Annotated in this window: 22 protein-coding genes; 4 read left to right on the top strand and 18 right to left on the bottom strand. The window is 63.1% G+C overall.

All coding sequences use genetic code 11. The features are described 5' to 3' along the window. Positions 1 to 15: 15 nt before the first annotated feature. Positions 16 to 2,280, bottom strand: coding sequence for a protein-disulfide reductase DsbD family protein (locus U5L73_RS00415; RefSeq protein WP_322560519.1), 2,265 nt, complete (start codon positions 2,278 to 2,280; stop codon positions 16 to 18). Between the two features lie 214 nt (positions 2,281 to 2,494). On the opposite strand from U5L73_RS00415, the gene U5L73_RS00410 reads away from it, so the two are divergent. Then, complete coding sequence (locus tag U5L73_RS00410) at positions 2,495 to 4,474, top strand: ATP-binding protein (RefSeq protein WP_322560518.1); 1,980 nt, start codon at positions 2,495 to 2,497, stop codon at positions 4,472 to 4,474. A gap of 9 nt (positions 4,475 to 4,483) precedes the next feature. Then, complete coding sequence (locus U5L73_RS00405) at positions 4,484 to 5,320, top strand: creatininase family protein (protein WP_322560517.1); 837 nt, start codon at positions 4,484 to 4,486, stop codon at positions 5,318 to 5,320. Position 5,321: 1 nt separating this feature from the next. Here the strand turns inward: U5L73_RS00405 and U5L73_RS00400 are convergent, their stop codons facing one another. The 16 genes from U5L73_RS00400 to U5L73_RS00325 form a co-directional block, all read right to left on the bottom strand. Continuing rightward, positions 5,322 to 6,344 carry a CapA family protein gene (locus U5L73_RS00400; protein WP_322560516.1) on the bottom strand — a complete coding sequence of 341 codons (1,023 nt, stop codon included), beginning with the start codon at positions 6,342 to 6,344 and terminating at the stop codon, positions 5,322 to 5,324. 116 nt (positions 6,345 to 6,460) lie between these two features. Then, on the bottom strand, positions 6,461 to 6,745 hold the full coding sequence (locus U5L73_RS00395) for a hypothetical protein (protein ID WP_322560515.1): 285 nt from the start codon (positions 6,743 to 6,745) through the stop codon (positions 6,461 to 6,463). 43 nt (positions 6,746 to 6,788) lie between these two features. After that, complete coding sequence (locus U5L73_RS00390) at positions 6,789 to 7,142, bottom strand: hypothetical protein (protein WP_322560514.1); 354 nt, start codon at positions 7,140 to 7,142, stop codon at positions 6,789 to 6,791. Between the two features lie 52 nt (positions 7,143 to 7,194). Continuing rightward, positions 7,195 to 8,424, bottom strand: a complete 1,230-nt coding sequence (locus U5L73_RS00385; protein WP_322561901.1) for an ammonium transporter — start codon at positions 8,422 to 8,424, stop codon at positions 7,195 to 7,197. A gap of 277 nt (positions 8,425 to 8,701) precedes the next feature. Beyond that, positions 8,702 to 9,370, bottom strand: coding sequence for a histidine phosphatase family protein (locus tag U5L73_RS00380; RefSeq protein WP_322560513.1), 669 nt, complete (start codon positions 9,368 to 9,370; stop codon positions 8,702 to 8,704). 459 nt (positions 9,371 to 9,829) lie between these two features. Further along, complete coding sequence (locus tag U5L73_RS00375) at positions 9,830 to 10,093, bottom strand: hypothetical protein (RefSeq protein ID WP_322560512.1); 264 nt, start codon at positions 10,091 to 10,093, stop codon at positions 9,830 to 9,832. Then, entirely contained in the window at positions 10,080 to 10,292 is a 213-nt protein-coding gene (locus U5L73_RS00370) for a hypothetical protein (RefSeq protein WP_322560511.1), read from the bottom strand. The genes U5L73_RS00375 and U5L73_RS00370 overlap by 14 nt, the downstream gene beginning before the upstream one ends. Positions 10,293 to 10,382: 90 nt before the next feature. Beyond that, positions 10,383 to 10,697 carry a hypothetical protein gene (locus U5L73_RS00365; RefSeq protein WP_322560510.1) on the bottom strand — a complete coding sequence of 105 codons (315 nt, stop codon included), beginning with the start codon at positions 10,695 to 10,697 and terminating at the stop codon, positions 10,383 to 10,385. Positions 10,698 to 10,958: 261 nt separating this feature from the next. Then, positions 10,959 to 11,930: a threonine dehydratase gene (locus tag U5L73_RS00360; RefSeq protein WP_322560509.1), complete on the bottom strand. Its 972-nt coding sequence runs from the start codon at positions 11,928 to 11,930 to the stop codon at positions 10,959 to 10,961. Between the two features lie 25 nt (positions 11,931 to 11,955). Next, the gene (locus U5L73_RS00355; protein ID WP_322560508.1) at positions 11,956 to 12,621 is read right to left on the bottom strand and encodes a LysE family translocator; all 666 of its coding nucleotides are present in this window, start codon (positions 12,619 to 12,621) and stop codon (positions 11,956 to 11,958) included. Then, positions 12,618 to 13,568 (bottom strand): PhzF family phenazine biosynthesis protein, encoded by a 951-nt coding sequence (locus U5L73_RS00350; protein WP_322560507.1) that lies wholly within the window; start codon positions 13,566 to 13,568, stop codon positions 12,618 to 12,620. Before U5L73_RS00350 ends, U5L73_RS00355 begins: the two co-directional genes overlap by 4 nt. A gap of 27 nt (positions 13,569 to 13,595) precedes the next feature. Further along, positions 13,596 to 14,468, bottom strand: coding sequence for a PhzF family phenazine biosynthesis protein (locus U5L73_RS00345; protein WP_322560506.1), 873 nt, complete (start codon positions 14,466 to 14,468; stop codon positions 13,596 to 13,598). A 24-nt stretch (positions 14,469 to 14,492) separates the two neighbouring features. Then, entirely contained in the window at positions 14,493 to 15,116 is a 624-nt protein-coding gene (locus U5L73_RS00340; protein WP_322560505.1) for a glutathione S-transferase, read from the bottom strand. 2 nt (positions 15,117 to 15,118) lie between these two features. Continuing rightward, positions 15,119 to 16,354, bottom strand: a complete 1,236-nt coding sequence (locus tag U5L73_RS00335; RefSeq protein WP_322560504.1) for a PLP-dependent aminotransferase family protein — start codon at positions 16,352 to 16,354, stop codon at positions 15,119 to 15,121. 27 nt (positions 16,355 to 16,381) lie between these two features. Next, positions 16,382 to 17,002, bottom strand: a complete 621-nt coding sequence (locus U5L73_RS00330) for a LysE family translocator (protein WP_322560503.1) — start codon at positions 17,000 to 17,002, stop codon at positions 16,382 to 16,384. Next, positions 16,999 to 17,949, bottom strand: a complete 951-nt coding sequence (locus tag U5L73_RS00325; protein ID WP_322560502.1) for a DMT family transporter — start codon at positions 17,947 to 17,949, stop codon at positions 16,999 to 17,001. The genes U5L73_RS00330 and U5L73_RS00325 overlap by 4 nt, the downstream gene beginning before the upstream one ends. Positions 17,950 to 18,059: 110 nt before the next feature. Between U5L73_RS00325 and U5L73_RS00320 the strand changes: the two genes are divergently transcribed. Both U5L73_RS00320 and U5L73_RS00315 read left to right on the top strand, forming a co-directional pair. Beyond that, positions 18,060 to 19,535: a PLP-dependent aminotransferase family protein gene (locus tag U5L73_RS00320; protein WP_322560501.1), complete on the top strand. Its 1,476-nt coding sequence runs from the start codon at positions 18,060 to 18,062 to the stop codon at positions 19,533 to 19,535. An 85-nt stretch (positions 19,536 to 19,620) separates the two neighbouring features. Next, the gene (locus U5L73_RS00315) at positions 19,621 to 21,198 is read left to right on the top strand and encodes a methyl-accepting chemotaxis protein (protein ID WP_322560500.1); all 1,578 of its coding nucleotides are present in this window, start codon (positions 19,621 to 19,623) and stop codon (positions 21,196 to 21,198) included. Position 21,199: 1 nt separating this feature from the next. On the opposite strand, the gene U5L73_RS00310 is transcribed toward U5L73_RS00315, so the two are convergent. Continuing rightward, a complete protein-coding gene (locus tag U5L73_RS00310) occupies positions 21,200 to 22,420 on the bottom strand; it encodes an HDOD domain-containing protein (protein ID WP_322560499.1) in 1,221 nt (406 codons plus the stop codon). Position 22,421 lies beyond the last annotated feature (1 nt).

Here is a 22,421-nt window from a genome sequence, read left to right as displayed (position 1 = left end):
AAGGTGTGTGGGCGCTTACAAGGTGGCCAGGGTGCCGAGCACCTCGCCGGGCGTCAGCAACTCAGTCAGCACTTGTGGGCTGCGCCCCGGGGCGTACAGCACATACACCGGCACGCCGCTGCGGCCGAGTTGCTCCAGCGCGCGGGTGATGGCAGGGTCACGCCGGGTCCAATCTGCCCGCAGCAGGGTGACTTGTTTGGCAACAAATGCGGCCTCTACCTCGGCTTGGCCCAAGGTGGTTTTCTTGTTGACCTGGCAGGTGATGCACCAAGCGGCCGTGAAATCCACAAACACCGGCTTTCCTTGCTGCAGCGCGGCTAGCACTGCGGCATCGGACCACGGTTGCCAGTTGCCGCCTGCCGGTGCGGTACCGGTGGTGCGCGCGGCGGGTTCTTCCGCGACTTTTAAGCCAAATTGCCATGTAGCGCTCATAGATATTGCGCAAGCAGCTATTGAAATGATAGTAAAGGTCGCTTTGGCACGACCGGTTTGCCGCAGCGCCCAGACCCCGATGCCCACGCTCAAGAGCAGTAACAGCAAGCTGGCCGCACCGTCCACACCGGCCAAATGTCCCAGCACCCACACCAGCCACACCACGGTAGCCGCCATCGGGAAGGCCAGAAAGTGTTTGAAGGTCTCCATCCAGGCACCGGGGCGCGGCAGTATCCGGCCCACGGCGGGCCACCAGCTCGCCAGCAGATAGGGCAAGGCCATGCCGAAGCCGAGTGCCGCAAACAACACCAAAGACTGCGCGCCCGGCAATGTAATGGCGTAGCCCAGCGACGCGCCCATGAACGGCGCGGTGCAGGGCGAGGCAATTGCCACCGCCAACACGCCCGACAAAAATGCCTCGGCCACCGGGTGCCGCAGTTGCAGCCCGGCCAAGCGGTCAGGCACCACGCTGCCGATGTGCAGCCAGCCGGCCAGGTTCATCGCCAACAGGGTGAACAACAAGGCCAACCCCACAATCACGGCAGGGGACTGCAGCTGAAAGCCCCAGCCCAGCTGCTCGCCTCCGGCGCGCAGTGCCAGCAGCAAGCCACCGAGCGCCATGAACGACAGCACCACTCCAGCGGTGTAGGCCACGCCTTGGGTGCGCTGTTGGCTTCGGGGCTGGGCGCTTTGGCCGGCAAAAGCCAGCACCTTGAGTGCCAGCACCGGGAACACGCAGGGCATCAAGTTCAAAATCAAGCCGCCTAGCAGCGCGCCAGCCACCATCCACGCCCAGTTGGCCGGAGCGGCGGGTGGTGTGGCTGTGTTGCGCGCATTGGTCTCCAGCGCCTCCAGCAAGACGGGAGACACCGTTGCCCTTGTCGCGACGGGCGGCCAGGTGCCGGCCACTGGCACTTCAGCGCGCAGGCTGCCTGCGCCGCCTGCGCTCAACACCCACGCCAAGCGTTCGGGGGCGGTGTATCGCTGGGCTGCGTAAGGCAGCCATGCCTGCCAGGTGGTGCCATCCCAGCCCTGCTGGCGGAGCTTTAGCGTGCCTGTGTGCAGCAGGTCGGCGCGCGATGGTAGAGCCGGGGTATCGAGTATCTCGGCAGTTTCCGGCAAAGCTTGGAGGGCTTGGCCCACCCACGCAGCGGGCAGGCCGCTGGCCTGCAGGCGCAGGCCTTCGGGCTCGGCAGTGACTTGCAACTTGCCTGTAAATGCCTGAGGCGCGGCGGCCCACGCCGCCTTGAAAAGGCCGGTGTGCAGCGCAGTGGAGCCTTGGGCCGGTATCCGCAAGCTGAAACGGCCTTCTTGGGGAATGCATTCTTCGCGGCACACCAGCCAGCTAGCCGCCAGCTGCACCTCAGCGCCCGGGGGCAGCCCGGTGGCCTGGAAGTCGCGGCTTACCTGCACGGGTACCGGCAGCAGCACCTCGCCCTCGTAGCCCAAGTTGGCCAAGGTGCCGATGGCGATCTTTTGCGGGGACGGCCAGGCAATCTCGCCGGCACTCAGGCCAGGCGGCAGCGTCCACTGCAGCAGGGTGGGCAGGCCAGAGTCGCCGGGGTTCTTCCAGTAGGTGTGCCAATGCGGCTGGTGTTGTAGTCGCAAACCCAGCCAGAGGGTGCTGCCCGGTGTCAGCCCGTCGGGTGCATGCACCAGCAACTCAGCGCTCACTTGCTCGGTGCGCACTGTGGCTCCTGCAGCTGCGCTTGCAGTCGGCCCACCTAGCGTCGGGCTGATTGCGGGCCCCAATTGGGCATGAGCCCCCGGGAACAGTGCGCAGGCAGCTATAAAAAAGAGAGCGGCAGGCAGGCGGCGCACGCGGGCGTAAAAAGAGGAGTCGTTCATCTGCTGGTCAGAGCCACAAAGGCGGGCAATAGTTCCTCGCGCGGGGCGGGCCGTGGGGTTGGCTTGCGAGGGTTGGGGTACTTGCGCTGGGTTATAACAGGCAGTGCAAACAGGCACGGTTGTTGCACCTGCGCTTTGTGCGCTTGACCCGTACCCTACCCGCGGCCATACTGCGTCAGCACTTTTGTACAACCTTCGGAAAGGCCCGTTCCGCGTGAAGTTCCCGAGTTTTTCGCTGCGCCAAACGCTGATGCTCGGGGTGGCTGCCGGCATTTTGTTGCCCGCCTTGTTTTTCGCCGGCTTTCAGGTCACCAGCAAGCTGGAGACCGAGGTCGCACTGCGAGTCGAAGCTCCCCTCAAGCAATATGCCGACGTACTGTCGCGCGGTATGGCTGTGGCGGTGTGGAATCTGGACCGGGGTGTCGCGATCGAGCTGGTCGAAGCCGTGATGCGCAACCCCGACGTGGTGAGCGTCACCGTGACCGACGAGTTCGGTGAGCCTTTCGTCAAGCGAGGCGACGCCTCAGGCGATATCGACAACCAACGGCAAGAAGAGCGCGACATCATCTACAACGGCTCCCGGGTCGGCAACTTGCGCGTCACCATGTCCACGCTGCAGGTGCAGGCGGAGTCCCGTGATGAGCTCCTGCGGTTTGTTGGTGCACTATTGTTGCAGGTAGTGCTGGCGTTTGCTTTTATCTGGCCGTTGTTCAGTCGCCGCATCGTGCAGCCCATGCTGCGCTTGCGGGAGAGTGCCTTGCGCCTGGCCCGCGGCGATCTGTCCGAGTCGGTATCCAGCCCCAAAAATGACGAGATGGGCCAGCTTTCCAACGCGCTCGACACCATGCGGGTAGACCTCGGCGCTCTGCTCGGCGAGCGCGAGCAAAAAACACTGGCGCTGCAGCGCGAGCTCGAAGAGCGGGCCCGCACCGAGCAGGCGCTGCGCGACAGTCAGGCCAAATTTGCCGCGATTTTTGATGCCTCGCCGGTGGCCATGTCAGTGTCGAGCATGGGCGACGAGGTACGGACCCTCGATGTCAACTCCGCGTGGGGCCGTGTGTTCGGCATGGACCGCGCCAGCGTGATCGGAACCAACGGCAAGCGGGTAGGCATCTGGAAAGACCTGAGCGTGCGCCAGAACGCACTGGAGATCGTGCGCAAAACCGGGGAGCTGTCCAACTTTCAGGCGTGGATGAGCCGCGGCTTGCATGGGGCCGAGATCTATTGCGACCTGTCCGGCCGAGTGGTGACGCTGGGGGGGCAGCAGGTGCTGATCATGGCGTTTGACGACATCACCGAGCAGCACCGTTACGACGAAAACATTCTCCAGCTCAACGCCACCCTCGAGCACCGTGTCCAAGAGCGCACCCAAGAGCTGACCGATGCTTTGGGGCAACTGCGCGCGGCCCAGTCTGAGCTGGTGCGGGCCGAAAAAATGTCGGCACTGGGCTCATTGGTGGCAGGTATTGCCCATGAGCTCAATACACCGATTGGCAACAGCCTGACCGTGGCCAGCACCCTGCAAGACCATGCGGATAGTTTTTCGCAAAGCATGAGCAAAGGCTTGACCCGCAGCCGGCTGGACGAGTTTGTGGCCAACACCCAGCAAGGTGCCGGCATATTGATGCGTGGCCTGCAACATGCGGCAGAGCTGGTGTCTAGCTTCAAGCAAGTGGCGGTCGACCAGACCAGCCTGAACCGGCGCAGTTTTGAGTTGCATCACACAGTGGCCGAAATTTTGTTGACGCTGGGGCCCACCATCCGCAAATCGCCGCACAAAGTACTTACCGATATCCCGCACGACGTCGAGCTCAATAGCTACCCCGGCCCCTTGGGGCAGGTGCTCACCAATTTGATGAACAACGCCCTGATTCATGCGTTCGACGACAACGGCCCACCCGGCACGATTCAAATTACTGCCCGGTTGGATGGCGACAGCCGCCTCGAACTTCTGGTGTCGGATAACGGACGCGGCATCCCCCAAGCGCACCTCGCCCGGGTGTTTGACCCCTTCTTCACCACCCGTCTGGGCCAAGGCGGGAGTGGTCTGGGGCTCAATATCGTCTACAACCTGGTGACCAAAACCCTGGGCGGCAGCATCGATGTGAGCAACCTGCCGGACTCGGGGGCGTGCTTCCGTATCCGCATGCCGCTTGTGGCCCCGGTGATCGCAACTGAAAATACCGCTGGTTAAGATGGAGTGATGCACCCTCCCTCCCGTTTCTGGGCTGACTGGACCAGCCCGCAATTTGAAGCTGCCCGCGCGGCCGGTACCCTCGACCATCTGATTGCTGTGCTGCCAGTGGCCGCCACCGAACAACATGGCCCGCACCTGCCCCTGCAGGTGGACAGTGCGCTGGTGGATGGCGTGGTGGCGCATGCGCTTCCCCATATCGCCCCCGAGGTGCCCGCCCTGTTTTTGCCCACCCAGGCCGTGGGCTACAGCCCTGAACACGCGGAGTTTGCCGGCACGCTGACCTTCAGAGCCGAAACCGTGATCCGCATCTGGACAGAAATCGGCGAATGCGTGGCCGCCACCGGGGTAAAGCGCCTGGTACTGTTTAACAGCCACGGCGGCCAAGTCGGGCTGATGGATGTGGTGGCGCGTGACCTGCGCGCCCGGCTCGGCATGCTGGTGTACAGCGTCAATTGGTTCGGCCTGCCCCTCACCGCGCCCGACGGTACCGATGTAAATGCACTATTCAGCGCCCACGAGCACCGGTTTGGCATTCACGCGGGGGACGTGGAAACCTCGATGATGCGCGCCCTGCGGTCCGATTTGGTGGACATGGCGCACGCTCAAAATTTCGCATCGACCTCCGAAGACCGGGCCAAGGCCTTTCCGATTCTCGGCAACGGCAAAAGCGCCAAACTAGGCTGGCAAATGCAGGACTACAACCCCGCAGGCGCCGTCGGCAACGCAGCTGCCGCTACAGCCGCCAAGGGCGAGGCGGTGTTGTCTGCCGCAGGTCGCGCCCTTGCCGCCCTGCTGGCCGAAATTCACGCACTGCCCGGCGACACCGTAAGGTCGCGGGCCTAGCTCAGTCGGCGGGGGTGCACAGGCGGGTACCCGCCTCGCCACGGCGCCAGCACGGGGTGGCGCGGGTCGGGTCCGGGGCGGGGATGCCCTGCAGGTCAATCTTGACAGCCCGGGTCTCAAAGGCCTGCACACCTTGTGCGCTCAGGCGCAACTTCAGCACCCACGCGCGGCGTTGGTTGTCGTTGTCGGTTTCCTTCATCACAAAGTTGCCGACGCTGTAGACGATGGGTTTGCCTTGGTGGTAGTCAATATCCTGGGTGACATGCGGATGCCCGCCGATCACCGCGTCGGCACCTGCATCCACCATGCGGCGAGCCAAGCTGCGTTGGCGGCTGTTGGCCACCAACTCGTTTTCCCACCCCCAATGCATGACGGGTATCACCAAGTCTGCGCGGTGCACGGTTCGGGCGGCGCGTATGTCGGCCACCACCTGCTCGTCTTCGCTCCAGGCGATGCCCGGGGCATCAAAGTCCACCTCAAAGCTGCGCGGCATGAACTCGTTGTAGCTCAGCAGTGCAATCCGCAAGCCCTTGCGTTCCAATATCAACGGCGCATGGGCCTCTTTCAAGTTGCGGCCACCACCAAAGTACTGCAGCCCGGCCGCAGGCAGCAGGGTGAGCATTTCGGCAAATGCCTCGCGGCCATAGTCGCCCGAGTGGTTGTTGGCGAGGGCCAGCGCATCGAAGTGACGCTTGAGCACTGGCAAGGTCCGCGGGTGGGCACGGAAGGTGAAGTTTTTATCGCCCGCCGAGCCGGTGGTGGCCACCACGCATTCCAGGTTGCCAATGCGGATATCGGCTTGCGCAAAAAAGTCTTTGAATCCGCCAAACGGGTCTTGCCCCCACTCGATCATGGCACCCGCCACATCGTCAAGCACGATGTCTCCGGCAAACACGAGCGTGACCTCGTCCGCCGTGTTCTTGGCCTGCTGCACCGCTTGCGCAAAAGTCGCGCTGTGGCCCAGCAAAGCGATAGTGCCCGCGAGCAGCAGGCCGAGCATGTTGTTAATGCTGAGGCGCTTCATGGTTGCACCCCGTGCAGTACACATTCGTATTGCAGCTCGCGCTCGACCGGGCCTGCATAGACAAACTGCCGGCCGGTCAGTCGTTGGCCACCCGGTGTTGCCATGAATGGTGGGAATTAGCTCGCCTGCTGCACCAGCACCGGCTGGGTGCGGGTATCAAGGTAGGCATAGGTTTTGATGTACTCGGGCTGCGCGCCACGGCCCACCACCACTGCCTTAAAGAAAAAGCGCCCACCCACATCGACCGATGCCACCGGGTACGGGTCGTCCACCGGCGTGGCCTCCAGAGTTTGGGTGGTGCCAGCGTAGGTCAGCTCGCAGCGGAGCATGGGGCTGGCGTGCAGAGTGGTGGCGCACACCATGGCCGCACAGGCCAACAGGCGAAAGGATAAACACAGCATGCGCCGATTGTGCCGGTGATAGGCCCCGGCTGGGCCACAGCCGCTAGCGGATGCCGCGTATGTACCGGTGCCCACCCGCATCAGCAGCGCCCAGCAGCGAGTCGGATGCGCCGGGCAGTGGTGCCGGGCGGGTGTTGCCCCCCAGCATGCCGAACAGCTTGTCGCGGCTGGTCGTGCGGTGGGGGTGCTGCGGCTCCATGGCGAGCTCCAGTTTGGCGGCCCATTCGCCGAGGTCGGCATGGCCGTCGTCTTTGGCGGCTGCGCGCGCAAAGCGGATGATTTCAGCGGCGTACTCGGTGTTGCTGGCCATCCACTCGGTATCGGTCACCCGGCCGGTTTTGCGGCGCAGCAGCACGTGCAAATGGGCGGCAATCGCCAGTTTCTCGCTGTTCAACATGCAACACTCCTTGGCAGCCGCTGAGGGCCGCAACTTGTTTCAAACCACCCGATCAACCCCCGATGTGCTCACGGTGTTGCGACACATCCAGGCCCACCAACTCTGCGTTGTCATCGACCCGCAGGCCCACGATCACCTTGGTCAGCCAGAGCAGCGCAAAGCTCATTGCACCGCTGTAGACCACCACCACCACCGCGCCCAGCGCTTGGGTGGCGACACTGCCGCTCATGCCTGAAATGCCTTTGCTGGCAAACACCCCGGTGAGCAAGGACCCCACGATGCCGCCTATGCCGTGCACCCCGAATACATCCAGTGAGTCGTCGGCATTGAGCATGCGCTTCAGGCCGGTCGCGCCCCAGTAGCAGGTCACCCCCGCCACCAGGCCGATGATCACCGCCGCGCTGGGCGACACAAAACCTGCCGCCGGGGTGATAGCCACCAGCCCGGCCACCAAGCCCGAGCACAGCCCCAGCAAAGAGGGGCGCCCACGCATGACCCACTCACCCAGCATCCAACTCATGGCGCCGGCGGATGCCGCAAGGTGCGTGACCGCCATGGCCAGGCCCGCCCGCCCATCGGCCGCCACCGCCGAGCCGGCATTGAAGCCGAACCAGCCCACCCACAGCAGGCCTGCGCCCACCATGGTCAGACCCAGGTTGAAGGGCTCAAACGGCTCTTTGCCATAGCCCTTGCGGGCACCCAGCATGTAGGCGCACACCAGGCCCGAAACCCCCGCGTTGATGTGCACTACCGCGCCGCCCGCAAAGTCGAGCACGCCCATTTGCACCAGCCAGCCGCCCGGCTCCCACACCCAGTGGGCTATCGGGGCGTACACCACTACCGACCACATGCCAATAAACAGCAGCATGGCCGAGAAGCGCATGCGCTCGACCAGCGCGCCCACAATGAGTGCCCCGGTGATGATGAAAAAGGTGAGCTGAAACATCGCGTACACCGACTCCGGAATATTCGGCGCCACATGGCTCACGGCCACCATGCCGGCCTCTTTGAGGTAGCCCAGCCCGCTGAACCACAGTCGCTCGGTCCCGCCCAGCCAGGCCGTGCCCGGCGTAAAGGCCAGCGAGTAGCCCACTGCAAACCAGAGCAGGCTCAGCAAGGCCGCCACCGCCACCACACTGGCCATGGTGTTGATGACGCTCTTTTTGCGCACCATGCCGCCGTAAAACAAGGCAATACCGGGCAGCGTCATCAGCAACACCAGTGCGGTGCTGGTCATCATCCAGGCGGTGTCGGCCGCATTGATGCTGTCTTGCTTGGCCATGTAGGGCCGGGTGGGTGTGGGTGCCGCAACTGGTGGCACGGGTGCCGGAGAAGGTTCTGTGGCAACGGTGGCAACCGGTGCTACCTCTGGAATGGACGCTGTTGTTTGTGCGTGGGTGTTTAACGACCAGCTCAGCGCGACGATGCCCATCCATAGCGCAATGGAGGGCAGACCTTTTTGGTGCATTGTGTTCCTCTGTGTTTTCCAACACAGGTCACCAAGCACGAGCTATGCCAGAGCCGCCAAGGGCTTCTTCAGCGGCGCGAGCGCGACACCTTCAGGAGTAAGTCACCCAATCCGCATAGGCTGCGTCATCTAAGTGGGGCAGGGTGTTGTAGGTCACCAGCATGTGGCGCTTGGGGGTGTAGGCCAGTTCGGTCACCGAGCTGTTGCGGATACGCAGGTTCAGCTCAATCGTGGTCTCGGGCGTAGTGCCCAACACGTGGCCCACCGCGGTAGAGATAGGTCCGCCACTGCTGACGATCAGCACATTGCCGGTGTGCGACTTGCGCACATGCTCCAGCGCGCTGGTGACCCCGCGCACAAAGTCGTCGTAGCTGGGCATGCCCTGCGGGCTGACCACCCCATTCATCCACTGGGTCAGGCCGTCGCGCAGTAGCCGGAAGTGGTGGCGGTACATCTCGGGCGTATCGGGTTTTTCGAGGGGCGCGGGATGAATTGCTTTGATGACAGCTTCGCTGTCGTACTCGTTCAGGCCCGGCCATGCGAGCGGCTGGTGGGTGTAGCCCGCGCCTTGGGCAATGCCCGCCCAGGTTTGGGCGTGGCGCTTGAGGGTGCCGGTGATCACCGCCTCAAACTGCAAGCCTTTGCCCGCCAAGTACTCACCCAGCCGCACGCTCTGCCGGTGGCCGAGTTCGCTCAGGTTGTCGTAATCAGCCGCCCCGAAAGAGGCCTGCCCGTGGCGCACCAGATAGAGATTTCCCATGGGGTGGATTTAAGCCCAATCGGCACTTGGCGCTTGTTAAATGTGCGACAGCAGCTATGAAATTAAGAGCAATTGAGTCGAACTATAAAAGAACTAAAATCAGTCTGGCAAGCCCACTCAAGTGTTCCAGGACGCCGAACTATGCAACTTCATACCCACATCAAACCCATCAGCTACCTCAAAAGCCTTACGCAGCACAAATTGCGTCAAGGAGCTAGACCGAGAGCCGCGAAGTCACCATGGTCAGCACCCAGAACGGGGGGTGCCACTTGCTGGCCGTTTGCTTTTCGGCCTTTGATCTGAAGGGGTTCGGCTAGCGAGTTGCTCTGAAGCGACTTTAGGCAGCTTGGGCAGAAGTAGGCTGCTTGAAGACACCAGGTGCGCTTTGAAGTAACCGGCAACATAAAGTTGAGGGGCCCTGCGCTTCTGCTGCGTCCATCTCACACGTTAGGCTCTGCCTTACGGCCACCGTGCAGAAATGCTTTGGTTGTGCGCCCGAATTTGCTCTGTTTGTCGGCGACGCCTTTCAGCAAGCGCTTGATCTTGCCGCTGCAATTCCTCCAGCGAGACGGCATCTACGGGCATTGCAAGTGGTACCTTGAAACAAATGCGATTGGTAGCCGTACTTGAGGCATTTGACTGGCCGCCAGTGCCCATATTGAGCAGGCCTGCCACATTTAGCTTCGCTTTGCCTTCAGTTTCTGTAGCTTCAATCACAGTCACGGTTACATCGAAATCGACAAGAAAGATATTTTGCCCAGAAGCTAGCGCGCAGAAACCGTGACTTGTCCTGCTCCTGCTCGTTCCAGACCGATGCGGCGCGATTGACAAAACCATCGGCATCTCTCACTTCAGTTTGAGCCGCCTCAACACTTGCTGCGATCTGTGCGAGAGTTTCTCTGACGAAATCTTTTAGTTCCATAAGCGTTTCCCTACTGCATAGCCTTTGAGCAATCAATTAAGCGGAATCGGGTATGACAACAAGGAATTTTCGGTCGAGGCGATGATGAGTTCAAGAGTCGAACCAACTACTCATTAAGTTCACACCTATACCGCCAACAATCAAGGATGCTATGCCAGCCCAAATGCTCGTTATTGCCTTTGCTTTGGCGGTCTCTTCTGCTGTGGCTTTGCCTGCTGAAGCTAGCACGTCCATCAATTCAGAGAGGTCGACCATGTATTGAGCATGTAAACAGGCCAAGACAACAAGCCCTAGGGAAATTGCTAGATTCGCTTTACTTCTGTTTTGGTTCGGTTGCCAAAACCCGCAAACAATTAAGCAAAAAATCAATAGGGCAATGGTCTGGTAGGCTGCGAGTAGATGCATAACGAAGACACCCGATAGAAAGGAAAGAATTAACAGGTTTCAGGTGGATTGTTCCGTCTAGGAACCAGTTTGAACATCCCCCAATCGGGTGATTCTTTTAAACGTTAGCTTCTGTTGCATTCCGGCTGTTCAAGTGGTCACAGTACACCCCGACGATGCCGCCCAGTTTATCTGTCTGAATCGGTTTTTTCCTGAGCTAAATTGGTGTGGATTTCTATAGCTTAAAGCCCCCAGCGCTCATAGACACTGTGCAAGCAGCTATTAATTCCGTAGCACCCCGGCAAACACCGCCGAGTCCACGTTCCCTCCGCACAAGGTAACTCCCACCGTCTGCCCCTGCAGGCTTGTCCGCTCTTGCATGGCGGCAGCAAAGCTGGCAGCCCCCGCACCTTCGGCCACGTTGTGGGTGCAGGCGAAGATGTCGCGCATGGCTTGGGCGACTTCGGCGTCGGTCACTTGTACGAGGTGGTCGATGGCGCCCATCAATATCTCCAGCGCCTCGGGGTCAGCCACGCGGCAGGCCATGCCGTCGGCCAGTTGGGTGGTGACTGGCGCCTCAATGACCTTGCCGGCTGCGAATGAATCGGCATAGGTGGTGGCGTGCGCGCTCACCACGCCGACGATGCGGGCACGGTGGCCCAGCGCGCGCTTGGCGGCCACGGCGCTGCAGGCGCCTGAGCCCTGGCCGATGGGCACATAGATCACATCCAACTCCGGCGCCGCCTTGAGCAGTTCCCACCAGTAGGTGGCTACGCCGCGCAGCAGGTCGGGGTGGAAGCTGGGCACCATGTGGGCGCCACGGTCTTGGGCCAGCTGGATGGCGAATTCGCGGCTCTCTTGAAAGTCGGTGCCGTGTTCGATGAGGTTGACGCCCAGTGCGCGCATGGCGGCATTCTTTTCCACCGAGTTGCCGTGCGGTACCACGATGGTGCAGGGCACGTCGTGGGCGCGTGCGGCCCAGCCCACGCTCTGACCGTGGTTGCCGCGTGTGGCACCCACTACTTGGGCGGGCATGGCGCCACGTTGGGCCAGCTGGTCAAAGTAGGTCAGGCCACCACGAATTTTGAAGGCGCCCACCGGTGTGTGGTTCTCGTGCTTGACCCAGCAGGTCGCGCCCAGCAGGCTGGAGAGCTGGCCCCAGCGGTACTGCGGGGTAGGGCCGAATTCGCGGTACACCACCTGGGCCGCGGCTTCGATGTCTTGCAGGGTGGGGAGCAGGGCGTTGGCTGTCATGGTGGATCCTGAAGCAGTGTGAAATTCAATGTGCGTGGGTGCTGGTGCGCAGCAGCTGCAGCCCGGCCATGCCGAACACGGCGGCCAGCAGGCCTTGCAGCCCGCGGCGGGCACGGGCATAGACGCGGCGCGCGGTCGGGGTAGAAAACGCCAGCGCATAGCCGCCGAAGATGCCCACCCCCATGACCATGCAGCCGCCCACCACCACCCATGCCATGTGGGGCGAAGCGCCGGCAGGAATGCCCACGGTGACCGTGGCCAGCCAGCTCAACACGGCTTTGGGGTTGGTGAGGTGCATGGCCAAACCACGCAAATAGAGGCTGCGGGCATCCACCGCCTGCGATGTGGCCGCTACTGCAGAGGCGTGAGGCCGCAAGGCCGAGCGGCCCGACTTGAAGGCCAGCCACAGCAGGTACAAACCGCACAGCACTTTCATGGCGATCAGCCCGGCGCCGAAGCTGGCCAGCAGCTGCGAAATACCTAGTGCCGCCAGCACGCCCCAGAACCAGGAGCCGCTCAAAATGCCCAGCGTCAGCCATAGCGCGGGGCGGCGCCCGGCGTTCATGGCCATACCCATGATGGCCATGTTGCTGGGGCCGGGGCTGGCGGTGCCTATCAGGTAGGTGGTCCACGCCAGCGCCAGTTGCGCGGCCATGGGGGCGTGCAGCCAGGCATCCAGCGGCGTAGTCACAGGGTGACCTTCCCTTCAATGCAAGTGACCGAGTCGCCACCCACCCACACTTGGCCCTGCGCGTCTTGCTCAATAAACACGCGACCGGCGCGGCCAATGCAGGTGCCTTGGGCGGCCACGTAGCGGGCTGGGGTGATGCCATCGGCTATGAGCCATTGGGCGAGGCTGGCGTTAAAGCTGCCGGTAACTGGGTCTTCCAGCACTCCGATGTCGGGCGCGAAAAAGCGCACCTCCACGGAGGGCGTGTCGTCATCTGCGGTGCTGGCGCTAGCGTCGCGGGCACCGTCCGGGTGGATGAAGGCGCGCGCCTCGCGGTTACTGCGTACTATCAAATCAGGAGCGGCTAGCGCAATGTCCACGCCGGCTACACCTACTCCAGGCACCAAACCTTTGAGCGCGGCAGCATCCGGCTGCAGGCTGAGCACGGTGTCCATGCTGTCGAGCAGCAGGCCCAGCCAGGTGGGGCCGTTGTTGAGCCACTGCGCGGCCAGAATCTGCTGGGCCTGCAGCCCCAGGGCTTGGGCGACGCGGGCCAGCAAATCCGCATTAGGCGTGCGGCGCTCCAGGCTGGGGGCGGCAAAGGCCAGGCGGGTGCCGTCGCGCTTGAGTTGGACCAAACCTTTGGCGCACTCTTGCACGATAGTGCCAGCCGCCTTGGGCATGCCACCGGCCTGCAGCCAGGCATGGCAGCTACCCAATGTGGGGTGACCCGCAAACGGCAGTTCGCTGCCGGGGGTGAAGATGCGCACCCGGTAGTCCGCGCCTTGGGCAGCGGCTTCGGGCGTAGGGGGCAGCAAAAACGTGGTCTCGCTCAAGTTAGTCCAGCGGGCAAAGGACTGCATGTCCTCGGTGCTGAGATCGCCCCCGTCCAGCACCACGGCCAGTGGGTTGCCGAGGTAGGGCTGGGCGGTGAACACGTCCACCTGCTTGAAAAGGCGTTGGCGCATAAAAGCTCCGGAAACGGAAGTGGGGTTTTAGAGCGTGGCGGTGCCACGGATGCAGGTGACCGAGTCACCGCCCACCCAGACTTGGCCGCTGGCGTCTTGGCGAATGTGGATGCGGCCTTCGCGCTGGATGCAGGTGCCCTGGTGCACCACGTAGCTGGAGGGCATGTATTCGTCCGCAATCAGCCACTGGGCCAAGCTGGCGTTCAGGCTGCCGGTGACCGGGTCTTCGTTGATGCCGTTGAGTGCGGCAAAGGCGCGCACCTCTAGCCTATCTGCTATGGAATCAGGAGCTGCCCGCGCACTATCTACGGCGGCTACACCCACTTTGACGCCTAAGTTCTTGAGCGCGGGGCGGTCAGGCTGCAGCTGCAGCACGGACTGCATGTCGTCCACCAGCACGCCCAGCCAGTCGGTGCCGTTGCTCAAGTGCTGGGCCGAGATGATTTGCTTGGCCGTCAGGCCCAGTGCATGGGCTACTTGTGCCAGCAGGCCGGGGCTGGGGTTTTTGCGCTGGAACGAGGGGGCCGCAAAGGCCAGGCGGCTGCCATCGCGGCAGATTTGCACCAGGCCTTTGGCGCACTCTTGCACGATGCGGTCCTTGGCTCGGGGCGTGCCACCGGCCTCCAGCCAGGCGTGGCAACTGCCCAGCGTGGGGTGACCGGCAAAGGGCATTTCGCCGCCGGGGATGAAGATGCGCACCCGGTAGTCCGCACCAAGCGCTGCCGCCTCTGGCGTGGGTGGCAGCAAAAAGGTGGTTTCGCTCAAGTTCGTCCATCGTGCAAAGCCCTGCATCTGCGCATCGTTCAGGCCGCTGCCGTCGAGCACGACGGCGAGCGGGTTACCCAGATACGGCTGGGCAGTGAACACATCGACTTGGGCGAAGGGGCGAAGCTGGGGCACGAGGAGCCTTTCTAGGGTGGAGCGTTATGAAATAGGGAGGTCGAGCACACCGCGCGTGGCCGGGCGCGCCAGGATGGCCGCAAACCAGCGCTCCAGGTGCGGCCAAGCAGGCCGCGGCTGGGGCAAGGCGAACCAGCGGTGCACATCACATGCCACCGGAATGTCGGCCATGCTAAAACGCTCGCCGCACATCCAAGTGCGGGTGGCCAAATGGTCGTTGAGCTGGGCCATGGCGGGTTCGGTGGCGGCCACCGATCGGGCAATCACGGCCGCGTCGCGCTTGTCTTCCGGGGTGCGGAACCACTGCAAAAACGCTGCGCCGCTGTCACGATTCAGGGTGGTTTGTTGCCAGTCCATCCAGCGCTCGGCGTTGAAGCGTTGGGCTAGGTCCTGGGGGTAGAGATGGTCATTGCCATACTTGGCGCACAGGTAGCGCACGATGGCGTTGCTTTCCCACAGAACAAAGTCGCCGTCTTGCAGCGTGGGTACCAGGGCATTGGGGTTCATGGCCAGGTACTCGGGGGTTTTGACCACCCCGAAGGCCATGCCCGCATCGCTGCGGGTAAAGGCGACGCCGGTTTCTTGCGCGGCCCACACCACTTTGCGTACGTTGAGCGAACTCAGGCGCCCCCAGATATGGACCGTCATGTTCAGCTCCTTTGGGCGTGGATGGCTTCGGCCAGGGCGGCCACACCGCGGTGGATTTCTTCCACGCTGGGGGTCACAAAGCTCAGGCGCATGGCGCGGGCATCCGACTGTCCCGCGTAGAACGGCGCACCGGGCACAAAGGCCACGCCCTTGTCCACCGCGTGGGGCAGCAGGTCCACGGCGTTCATGCCGGCAGGCAGGCGCGCCCACAAGAACATGCCACCGGCCGGGGTGTTCCAGGTGAAGGTGCTGTCGGCATTGACAGAGTCCGGGCCATTCGACTCGGGGAAATGCTTGGCCAGCGCTTCCAGCATTGCGTCGCGCTGCGACTTGTAGAGTGCGCGGATGGTGGGCACATGGCGGTCCAGGAAACCGTTTTGCATCACCTCAAAAATCAGGCGCTGGTTGAAGCCGGGGCTGTGCAAGTCCGCCGCTTGCTTGGCTTGCAGCAGCTTGGGGTACACCGCCTTGGGCGCCACGATAAAGCCCATGCGCAAACCCGGTGCCAGCACCTTGGAGAACGAGCCAAGGTATATGCCCCCCTCGGGGTTGCGCGCAGTCAGCGGCGCAGGGGGCGCCTGGTCGAACCACAGGTCGCCATAGGGGTTGTCTTCCATGATGGGCAGGCCACTGCGGGCGGCTTCTGCGCTGAGTGCCGCGCGGCGCGCCTCGGTCATGCTGCGGCCGGTGGGGTTTTGGAAGTTGGGCAGCACATACAAAAAGCGGGCGTCGGCAGACTTGGCGGCCAGGTCGGCGATGTCAATGCCTTCGGCGTCGCTCGCCACGCTCACCACGTTCGGTTCCATGGGCGTGAATGCCATCACCGCGCCCAGGTAGGTGGGGGACTCGACCAGCACTTTGCTGTCTTTGTCGATCAAGATTTTGGCGACCAGGTCCAGGCCCTGCTGCGAGCCGGTGGTGATGAGCACTTGCGCGGGGTCCACATTCCAGGTCACGCCGGCGGCGGCGCTTTGCGCCTTCAACTGGGCGGCCACCAGTTCGCGCAACGGACCATAGCCTTCAGAGGCCGCGTACTGCAGTGCGCCTGCAGGGTCGTCTTGGAGCACCTTGGCACACGCCGCTTCAAACTCGGCCACGGGGAAGGTTTTGCTGCTGGGCAGGCCGCCGGCGAAGCTGATGATGCCGGGCTTCTCGGTGACTTTGAGGATCTCGCGGATCACCGAGGGGTTCATCTTGGCGGCACGTTCGGCCAGGGTCCAGTGGGTGGTATTCGTCATGGTTGTCGTCTCTTGAAAAATTCCGGGTCAACCCGTGAGCATAGGGTAGAGCGAGGCCACCAAAGCCAGCGCCATGGTGATGTTGAAGATGCGCAGGCGCAGCGGGTCTTGCAGCAGGCCGCGCATGGCTTGGCCAAAGCCGAGCCAGAAGGCCGAGCACGGGGCGCCCAGCACCATGAACACGCCAGCCAGCAGTGCCACTTGACTGACCGGTGCGTCGGCCGCGAGGTAGGTGCTCATGCAGGTAATGCCCATGACCCACGCTTTAGGATTCACCCACTGAAACGCTGCTGCCGCCCAGAAACCCATGGGCTGGTGAATCGCTGCGGGCTCGGTGCCTTGGGTGCCATGCGCGGGTGCTGCCGGTCGGGCACTGGCCAGTTTCCAGGCAATCCACAACATGTAGGCGGAGCCCACGTAGCGCAGCACATCGTAAAACTGCGGAAACCGGTCGAGCACCGAATGCAACCCCAAGCCCACACATAGCAGTATGAAGGTAAAGCCCAGGTTCACGCCCCACAAGTGACGCTGCGAGCGCCGGAAGCCGAAGTTCACCCCCGATGCCATGAGCATGGTGTTGTTAGGCCCCGGGGTGACCGCACTGACCACCGCAAAAACGCCGGCGGCCACAAGGGTTTCGGTGTTCATGGCGCAGCCCCCGGCAGGTGGGTGGGGGTGGCGCGCAGCGGCGGCGGTACCGGGCTGGAGGCAAAACGTTTGCCGATGAACACGGTCGCCACCACTGCAAAGCAGAAGCCCACGGTCACCAGATCGAGCGACTCACCCAGGAGCGGAATGGCCGCCAGAATGCTCAAGAACGGTTGCAGTAGCTGCACCTGGCTGACCTTGAGCGTGCCGCCCAACGCCAGGCCGCGGTACCAGGCAAAGAATCCCGCCCACATGGAAAACACGCCCACGTAGCCCAGTGCCCACCAGGAACTGGCACGAATAGTCTGCTCCGGCCAGGTCAGCAAAGCTCCCGGCAGGGTGACGGGTAGCGCCAGCACACACACCCAGCAAATGACCTGCTCTGCACCCAGCGTAGGCGTGACCTTGGCGCCGTACACATAGCCCAGCGCGGCAGACACCACAGCGCCCAGCATCAGCACATCGCCCCACTCCAAGCCCAAGCCCGGGCCATGCTGCATGGCGCGCCAGAGCGAAAAGCCCATCACCAGCGCAGCGCCTATGCAGGCACTGAGCCAAAAGCCCAGCCGCGCACGCTGGTGCATGACGAGGGCCGCCACCACAGCGGTCGCCAAGGGCAGCAGCGCAATGATGACGGCGGCATGGCTGGCGCTGATGGTGCGCAGCGCATAGCCGATGAGCACCGGGAAGCCCAGCGCATTGCCCAGCGTGGCAATACTGAGTGGGCGCCACTCCTCGGGGGTGGGCCAGCGGGAGCGGGTAGCCAGCAGAAACACGATCGACAAACCGCCAGCCAGCGCTGCGCGGCCCAGCGTGACAAACCAGGGCGAAAGCTGGGGTGCATCGGCGGTACCAGTGGCCAGACGGGTCATGGGTAGAGTGACAGCAAAGATCGCCACGCCCAGCAGGCCCAGCCAGAGGCCGCGTGTTTCGTTTTTGGAATTCATGCGATTCACTGTACTTTGAAAAACAGCACACTTACAGTACAGTTTTGCTAAACAGCCTGCAATCTGTATTGCTGGCACGACCGTTACAGCCTTGCCCTGAGAGCCTCCCTATGTTGATGAAAACCGCCGCCCAGACCCTGGCCGAGCAGCTCTGCGCTGTGTTCGCCCAACGGATTCGCGACCGCTTGTTGGCGCCCGGCGCGCGTCTGCCCTCGGTGCGTCTGTGTGCACAGCAACAAAAGGTGAGCCCGTCCACCGTGGTGGCCGCTTATGACCAGCTGCTGGCGCAGGGCCTGATCGAGGCGCGCCGCAACCGTGGGTTTTATGTGCGAGAAGTGCCACTGGCGCCCATGGATAGTGCGCAAGTAGCTACTATTTCAGGAGCAAATGAGGCCGGCGCTGAAGCTGGCAGTTTGATGCTGACCATGCCCCGCCAGCGCGCGCCGCTCAACGCCACGGCGCTGATACGCGGCATGTTCCACGGGGTGAGCAACAAGCCCCAGCCCGGCATGGGCGTGCTGCCCAAAGAATGGCTGGAGACTACCTTTTTGGCCACCGCGGTGCGCCGCAGTTGCAGTGTGGAGGCGCTGAACGCCTTTTCGTTGCAATACGGCGAGCCGGCCGGCGACATCGGGCTGCGCCGCGCCTTGTCGACCAAGCTGGCGGGGCTGGCGGTGCACGCCGCGCCGGAGCAGATCATCACCACCATGGGCGCGACCCATGCCCTGGACGTGGTGAGCCGCACCCTGCTGCGCGCGGGCGACTACGTGATGGTCGAAGAGCCCGGCTGGGCCGTGGAGTTTGCGCGGTTGGATGCCTTGGGCATGCGCATCCTGCCAGTGCCGCGCCGCGCCGACGGGCCCGACTTGGAGGTCATGGCCAAATACTGCGAGGTGCACAAACCCAAGCTTTTTGTGAGCGTGAGCGTGTTCCACAACCCCACGGGGTTTTGCCTTTCGCCCAGCAGTGCGTATCGCATCCTGCAGTTGGCGAACCAGCACGATTTTCATATCGTCGAAGACGACACCTACAGCCACTTCGCGCCCGAGCACGCCACCCGGCTGTGCGCGCTTGATGGCTTGCAGCGCACTATCTACGTGGCGGGCTTTGCCAAAATCCTCGCGCCCAACTGGCGCGTGGGCTACCTGGCCGCACCCAAAGACTTGGCCGAGCGCTTGCTCGACACCAAGTTGCTCTCCACCTTGACCACGCCCGCCTTGCTGGAAAAAGCGATGGCCTGGTGCATCGACCAGGGCCAGCTGCGCCGGCACGCCGAGCGCATTCGCACCCAGCTGGACGCGGCCCGCGCCCGCAGCGTAAAACTGGCGCTCGCCCACGGCTGCACCTTTGCAGCGGACCCGGTAGGCCTGTTCGGCTGGGTGGAAACCGGGGTGGACACCGATGCGCTGAGTCAGCGCATGTTGGACGAGGGCTACCTGCTCGCACCGGGTGCCCTGTTTCATGCGCAGCGTACACCCAGTAGCCTGATGCGTATTAACTTTGCGAGCACTCAGGAAGCGCAGTTTTGGAAGACGTTTGCCCGTTTGCGCGATGAATCACTGCGTTTCAAACAAAAGTCGAATTAGGTAAATTTAATCAATAAACCATAAATTTGACTAAAACGGTAATTTGGGCGTAAAGTTATGGCACCTGCTTTTACAAGGTGTTGCCATGTCTTCTCCACTCACGATCCGCGCCCAACTCAGTCTTGCTTTCGGACTGATGATCGGCTTCTTGGTGCTGGTGTCGTGGATGGGCTATCGCTCAACCAATGCGATGCATGCCGACATGTCCAGCTTTGTGCAGGGCGTGAACGCGCGCTCTACGTTGGCCGAGGAACTGCAAGCCGCAGTGTTCAAGCGCGCAGTGCACGCCAGAAACCTGGTCAATGCGGCCAACGAGTCTGACAAGCAACAAGAGTTCACGTTGGTGGTGGCGGCCAACAAGCAAGTGGGTGCCAAGCTGGCTGCGTTGACCGCACGGATGCAAGACGCCGACGAAACCCCGCGCGGGCGCACCTTGGCCGCAGACATCGCCAAGCTGGAGGCTCAATACGAGCCGGTAGCGTTGGCGGTAGTGGACCTCGGGATGAAAGGGCAACGCGACCAAGCTATCGAAAAAATCAATGTCGAGTGCCGCCCGCTGCTGGTGGCCTTGGTGCGTAAGTCGGAGGAATACGCCGCGTATGCGACCGAGCGCTCGCAAATGATGGTTGCTGATGCGGAGGCTTCTTTCCACCGCAACCTGCAGTTACTGGCGGGTATTGCGCTGGTGGCACTGCTGGCAGCGGTGATCATGGCCGCCGCCATCATCCGCTACCTGGGTCGGGCGCTGGGCGCTGAACCCTCGGATTTGCGGGCGACTGCCGAGAGCGTGGCCCATGGCGACTTGAGCACGAAAGCGCAATTTGCCCGTGCACCCCAAGGCAGTGTGCTGGCCTACATGGGAGCGATGCAGGGGAGCCTTGTGGAAATCGTGGGGCGGGTGCGCTCCGCGAGTGACAACCTTGCCACCGGTGTGCAGCAGATCGCAACCGGCAGTATGGACCTGAGCCAGCGCACCGAGGAGCAGGCCAGTGCCCTGGAGGAAACCGCCGCCACTATGGAGGAGCTCAATGGCGCGGCGCGCAAGAGCGCCGAGGGCGCCCATGCTGCTAACGAACTCGCCAGCAACGCCAGCGCGGTGGCGCAGCGGGGCGGTGCCCAAGTGGCGCAGGTGGTGGACACGATGCAAGGCATCAGCGCGAGCTCACGGCGTATTGGTGAAATCACCAGCGTGATCGATGGTATTGCCTTCCAGACCAATATCTTGGCCCTCAATGCCGCAGTCGAAGCGGCTCGCGCCGGCGAGCAGGGCCGCGGGTTTGCGGTGGTGGCAAGTGAGGTGCGCCACCTCGCCCAGCGCAGCGCCGAGGCGGCCAAAGAGATCAAGCAGCTGATCCAGGACAGTGTGGTTCAGGTCAACTCCGGAACCAACCTAGTGACCGAGGCGGGCGCCACCATGCGCGACGTGGTGGAGGTGGTGCAGCGGGTCGGCCACATGGTGGAAGAAATCAGCCACGCCAGCGCGGAGCAGGAGCGTGCGATTGCCCAAATCGGCGAGGCCGTTACCCAGCTGGACCAGACCACCCAGCAAAACGCAGCCTTGGTAGAAGAGAGCGCTGCGGCGTCCCAGAACCTGGAAACCCAAACCCGAGCGCTGGTCCAGACCGTGTCTATCTTCAAGCTGGATGGGCAGTTGGCGGTGTAGGCTAGTGCTGCGCCAGTGCCCGCAAGAGTGCGCGGTTGACCTCGTCGGCCGGTATCTGGTGGGCGCGACAGACCTCGCGGATGACCTTGGTATTGCGGCCCTCCAGGGCAGCTGCGACTTCCAACCACGGCGCGTAAGGGCCAGTCTGGCCCACCACCGCTGACGCGACCCGCCCCGGCAGGGGCAAGCGGTGCAGTGCTGCGCCCAGGTTTTCGCCCAGCAGCACATCGACTTGCGAAAACACACCGCACAAAAATACCTCCCGGCGCAGCTCGTCTTCGACACCGGCATCTGCCAGGTGCTCCATGATGCGGGCGCGCAGCACCATGTTATGGCGGATGGGGTCGATGTTGCTGTCGGCGCTGGCGTGGGGCAGGTGCTCCATCAGCCACGCCCGTAGGCGGCTGTAGCCGAGGGTCATCAAGGCTTGGCGCAGGCTGCCGATTTCGTTGCGCAGGCCCAAGGCGGCCGAGTTGGCGAAGCGCATGAAGCGGTAGCAGAGCAAAGGCTCGCGGCCCATGGCGTGTTCCAGGGCGTCGAGGGATTCGTCCGCATCGATCGCCTTGACCAAGTCCAGCAGCGCTTGGCGGGCAGGCTGGATCTGGCGGTAGCGGTAGGCGTACAGCACCTCTTCGGCTGGCCAGCCGGACACCGCGCGCACATGCTGCTGGTCGAGCGCGTGCTCTATCAGGGCTTGGCTGGCCAGCGATTCATACAGTTGACCGCTTTGCACCGGGCTCTCTGGCGGGCGCGACACAGCGCTGCTGCCGTCTTGGCTGCGTTGCAGGGCTGCGCGCAGGGCACCCAGCGCTTGGGCTGGCGTGAGCGAAAGCACGCTCAAGTGGAACCACTGCGCCATGTCAGCCTGCGGGCGCTCGCCCGGCTCGCCACACCACACCAGCTTGACGCCACGTTGTTGGGCCTTGCGCACGCGCCCGGCCAACAGGGCGTCGTTGAGCCAGTGCTCGGGCACTTCGACCCAGATGTTGGGCGCGCTGCTGTGGTCCAGCAAGTCGGCCAGCAGACTGGGGGTGCGCGCATGGAGCAGGCAAATCTCGCGGGACGCCGGCCAGAGCTCCTGGAGGGACTCGATCAGGTGGGTGGCATCGACCGCGCTGCTGCTGTCCGGGTCCAGCCAGAGTCTCACCCCCAGGCGCTTGCGCCATTGGTCCCACAGGGCTTCGTACCCGATGGTGATGCTGCCAAGGACCGAGCTGCTCATG

This window comes from Rhodoferax sp., assembly GCF_034520025.1.
Lineage (GTDB): Bacteria > Pseudomonadota > Gammaproteobacteria > Burkholderiales > Burkholderiaceae_C > Allorhodoferax.
This window is presented reverse-complemented; position numbering and strand designations above follow the sequence as displayed.